This is a genomic window from Mangrovibacterium sp. (assembly GCF_059905295.1).
The window spans coordinates 1-4548 of the sequence record NZ_JBZQJF010000199.1 but is presented as its reverse complement, the minus strand read 5'-3'; the positions used below and the strand labels follow the sequence as shown (position 1 = coordinate 4548).

5 protein-coding genes are annotated in these 4548 nt (G+C 47.1%); 1 reads left to right on the top strand and 4 read right to left on the bottom strand.

Translation table 11 applies throughout. The features are described 5' to 3' along the window. Nucleotides 1-279 (top strand): hypothetical protein (locus tag AC37HE_RS10370; RefSeq protein ID WP_500782767.1); only part of this gene is annotated, 279 nt, incomplete at its 5' end. 234 nt (nt 280-513) lie between these two features. On the opposite strand, the gene AC37HE_RS10365 is transcribed toward AC37HE_RS10370, so the two are convergent. The 4 genes from AC37HE_RS10365 to AC37HE_RS10350 all read right to left on the bottom strand — a co-directional run. After that, nucleotides 514-2214, bottom strand: coding sequence for a BACON domain-containing protein (locus AC37HE_RS10365; RefSeq protein ID WP_500782766.1), 1701 nt, complete (start codon nt 2212-2214; stop codon nt 514-516). 15 nt (nt 2215-2229) lie between these two features. Next, nucleotides 2230-2982, bottom strand: coding sequence for a hypothetical protein (locus AC37HE_RS10360; protein WP_500782765.1), 753 nt, complete (start codon nt 2980-2982; stop codon nt 2230-2232). A gap of 175 nt (nt 2983-3157) precedes the next feature. Then, nucleotides 3158-3490 (bottom strand): potassium channel family protein, encoded by a 333-nt coding sequence (locus tag AC37HE_RS10355; RefSeq protein ID WP_500782764.1) that lies wholly within the window; start codon nt 3488-3490, stop codon nt 3158-3160. 80 nt (nt 3491-3570) lie between these two features. Next, nucleotides 3571-4548: glycosyltransferase family protein (locus AC37HE_RS10350; RefSeq protein ID WP_500782763.1), on the bottom strand; the 978-nt coding region annotated here is incomplete at its 5' end.

The following is a 4548-nucleotide window of genomic DNA, read 5'->3' as shown; positions in this document are numbered from 1 at the left end:
GGTTCAATCTTCGGCTCCAAGCCCCCCTTCCCTTTCAAAACAGTTAACTGCAGCATGAAAAAAGTTACCTGCAATGAGTCTGCAGGTAACTGCAGCGTGAAAAAAGTTAACTGCAGCGAGTCTGCAGGTAACTGTAGCAACAAAAAAGTTACCTGCAGCGAGTCCGCAGTTAACTGCAGCAACAAAAAAGTTAACTGCAGCGAACCTGCAGTTAACTGTAAGGAGAAAAAAGTTCACTTCTCTGAGCTTGAAGTTTACGTTGGAGAAGCGCAAGGGTAGTGTCTTAATTTTTGTGTGACTTATTCGTGACATTCAGCTGTTTTCCTAAAAAAACAGACCTGATTCCCGGGAATTACCAGCAGGAACGAAAGTGGAAAGTTTTCCGGACATCAGTTTGTCATTATTATCAGAAGTTGTCGCGAAACTTGAAACTTGAAACTCATAAGAGACTTTCCGAAAAAAGCCCCAACCACAATGGCCGGGGCAAAGACAAATCTATTCAAAACGATACGTTTAATTTAAATCGAGTAAACGCACACCCCAAATGTCGGGATCGCCGTAGTTGTTTGCGGGGTATTGCTGTACCAGCCATAATTTGGACCCGTCGGAAAAGGGATAGATCGCTTTGGTATCTTCGCGCCAACTGCTTGTTTGCGGCCAGCCGGCCGGCGGAGTACTCGAGAACTCGTAATTAGCAAGCTGTACAAAGGTAGAACTGTTAAATACAAACACATAAGAGTGCTCGTTGTATGAAGAATACCGGGTAGACACATACATTCGCTCCTGGCTGTCGAGATCGGCAATAGCCCATACCGTGTGCCAATCGGGCAAATCAAACTCACCATCAATCGCCGGGTGATCATCGGGCGCCCACGGTTGATCCGGAATATAAGCCGGCAGATTGTAAACAATTTTACTGCCGGTAAAAATACGGTCACCTGCTTCCGATGGCCAAAGTCCCGAAGGAGATATCCGGTACTGGTTGACTGCATCAACCGCTCCCTGGTCGGTATTAAAAATGAAAAACAAATAACCGGGACTCCATCCGGGTTTCGTTGTAACAAGCACCGGTTGACCGGGCACACGCTTTAATTCCTGGATACCACTTTCGGCGTTGGATGCAGTGACTACTTCCCCCGTACTCAACTTTAAACTATTAATAAACTGGTTATAATAGCCATCGCCCGACAAAAAATACAAGTAATCCGCGGAGCCATAAGTCAGGCTGGTTGGCACAGCATCCAGCCCATAGGTATTTTTCAGGTTTTTAGAAGATGCATCGAATGTTGAGATTTCGGTGTTGGAGAAACCAACGGCAATCGTATTCTCGTCGTCGGACAACGCAATGCAGCGCGGCACACGATCGAGAGCAACAACATCAGCTTCATCATTTCCGGCAGTATAAACATTCAGCTGGTTCGGATTTTTGGATAGCACCACCAGCTGGTTCGTGGCCTTCAGAAAAACACTGCCTACCAGCTCGCCTTCCTCGTAATTGCCCGGCGCTGCAACGGCTGCCACCGTTAAAACTACGGGGTAATGATACTCGGCATAACCATTCCACTGAAACACAATTTCGTCGTGATATTCCCCGGCTTCCAGTCCTTCGGTAGTCACCGAATAAGCCAGGTTGGCCATTCCGTATGGAGAATAAACTCCCGAGGTCACTTCTACAGTCAGCCACTCGGGCATGCTGGTAATTTTCCAATCCAGGTTTTTATCGCCCGTATTTGCCAGGCTGAAATAACCGGTTCCCGCCCCGGTTAATGTCAGGATTTCCGGAGACAGCGAAATCGTCGTCAGATCTTTCTGCTGATAGATCAGGTCGAAATAAATCAGCCCAACTCCCTCAACCGAAACAATGAGTGAAGTCTCCGGGAAATTATAGTTTGCTTCGAACCACCAATGCAAAATTTCGGCCGAGAAGGTCATGGTATAATCACTGCTCACCTTACCCGACTGCACCACAGGATCCAGCCACTCGGGATATTGAATAATTCTCCATTCACCGTTATTCACAGGCAAATGAAGCTGCTGGCTTACGGTTGCCATCTCGTCGGTTACCACGATGGTTTCGTCGCTCTGAAACTGAGCAGGTAAATAGTCTTTATCGGTAAAATCGGGGTCGCACGACCAAAGAGTTACAAGAGCCACCAGAAAGACCAGGGCCGGGTGCGTATAACGCTTTAAATTGAATATTATCGTTGTTAACATGGGGTTAGCTTTGAGTTAGAAATAAAAACGAAGTCCGACGTTCAGGTCGAGGTGATTCAGGTTTTCACGATCCTCGCCTTCCAGCTTAACGGTATCTGTCGAATAACCATCATCCACTTTTATCTTCGACAAAGTTGATCCGAAATAGCTGAGCGAGACGCCCAGTGCAAGATTCTTCCGAAGGAAATATTCCAACCCAACTTCCAGGTTTACCCCAAAGGCATTGCTGGTAAACACCATGGGCGAATAGCTGTAGAGTGTCTCTTCCCGGAACATCGTCACCCCCAGCGACACCTGGCTATAAGCTTTAATGCGGCTCTCCAGAATTTGTCCCTGCGTATAAAATGAAGCCCCCAGGTAGTTCACAAACTCATCATCGTCGCCCGTTACATACACCATTGTTCCGCCTCCCGTACTCAGGTAACCGGACAGCTCGCCCCCGGTGTGGTAAAAGCTGTAATCGACCCCCACTCCAAATTGCTCGTTTAACAGGTAGTGTACTTGTCCGGCGGCTTTATACCCGCGGGTAAGTCCTTTCATATAGTCATCGACAACAGCTTTGTCGAATCCCTGCGCTACCAGGTCTTTCTTTTGATCTTTGGTACTTCCGGTACGAATGCCATAGCCGGCATCCAGGCTAATCCGCCACTTTCCGGTTTGGTAGCTACCGGGATCAACAGCCGGGGTCTTTTCGTCCTGGGCATAGGCTCCCAAACCGAAAAAGGAATAAATCAGCAGGATTAAAATCGGGGATTTAAGACTGATCATAAAGGTTTAGCATTTGGTTTCAGCACTTCAAAAGTAATCATAAAAACAATAAACAACACGATAAAAATCGTGATCTATATCACTTTAAATTTCCATGATCAATCACTACAGCAACCATTTAATTCTATACGACCATCGAAACTCCCAACAGACACCCCTGTTCGAGTGACGATAATTATGAATTATCCGAGCTCTCCTTTTTGCGCTGTTTCTCTTCGATCCGGTTCAGCCGGTGCTCGTAAAAAGCATTGATCAGTCCCAGGATAATACCAATTCCGGTGAGGATATAAACAATAGCAAACGCTTTTCCGGCAACGGTGTGAGGAGAAAAATCGCCGTAGCCAACAGTGGTAAGGGTGATGACGGAAAAGTAAAATGAGTCGAACCAGCCCCAGCCTTCAACAAGATGGAAAAATACGGTTCCGGTTCCGAGTACCGACAAGGTAGAAATGGTAATTGAACGGTAACTTTTGACTTTCAAAAAGGCAATGATATTCCGAATTAACATCTGGCAATTCTGATTTGAAGGTTAACTACCTAAAGCTACAAATAATTTAATTGTTGTCTGGCAGCAGGACAAGCACAACATCAGGCATGCAGCTTTTGAAGCCCGGCATAGGCCTCCTTCAAATCCTGAAAAGCATAAAACTGAGGATGAGCAAAATTCAGGAACTTCAATATTTTAAAGGCATTAAAGTACCGAAAGAAACGTTTCCCGAAATTAGCGGGCGAAGCGCTGTTTTGGCGGATCTCGGCCAAAGCCTGTTGGAATCCATCAACCTCCAGAAACTCTCTCACAGCTTCAGCGAGGGGCAAGCTTTCCAATTTAATTGTATCGAGGTACAAATCAGGCACCCGCTTAAAAAAGCTTTTCAAATCGATAAAGGCCGCCAGGTTATAACTGAACTTCAGGCCCTGGTCTCCATCCATCCATTTCTGCAGGCTCGGACCGGTTCCAAAGGGCACCCGGTTGGACAAGCGCGCCGACGGATACACACAGGTGGTGTTAATCTCGAGAATTTGTCCCATGGCCGTTAGTTTATGCAGGAAATAGAAATCTTCGCCGGCCTGCCGTTTACTCATGCCACCCTGTTTCACATACGCTTCGGCACGTACTGCAAATGCCGAACCGATGGTGTAAATCGCATGCGGATATCCGGTAAAAGCCAGCGCCTGCTTGTAATAATGCAGGTAAAGCTCATACAACTCCATGCCCTGCCGCTGTAGCTCGTTGTGCAGTTCGTTAATCCGATGTTGAAAGCGAATAGTGGCACCAACGGCTTTCGGATTTAGTTTGAAAGCAGCTTCAATCTGAATGAAATAATCCGGTGCAACCAAAGTATCGGCATCCAGCGAGACCAGAATTCCGTCGGCCTTATCCAGAGTGCCAAACCGCCGGATCGCTTCGTCCATCCCTGTTTGGCGAGCGATCCCGGCACCGGCATGCTTGCGCCGAAAAGCTTTGGGACGAAGAACATGAACATCGCAAAAGCAACCGGCATGTTGAGCTTTCCAGATCTCTACCTCAGTAGCAGTTTGCTCATTTTGTGCCAAGACTTCGGGTGG

Excerpts from the sequence above, each read along its gene's own strand:
- AC37HE_RS10355 (WP_500782764.1), bottom strand. The coding sequence starts at position 3,490 with ATGTTAATTCGGAATATCATTGCCTTTTTGAAAGTCAAAAGTTACCGT.
- AC37HE_RS10360 (WP_500782765.1), bottom strand. The coding sequence starts at position 2,982 with ATGATCAGTCTTAAATCCCCGATTTTAATCCTGCTGATTTATTCCTTT.
- AC37HE_RS10365 (WP_500782766.1), bottom strand. The coding sequence starts at position 2,214 with ATGTTAACAACGATAATATTCAATTTAAAGCGTTATACGCACCCGGCC.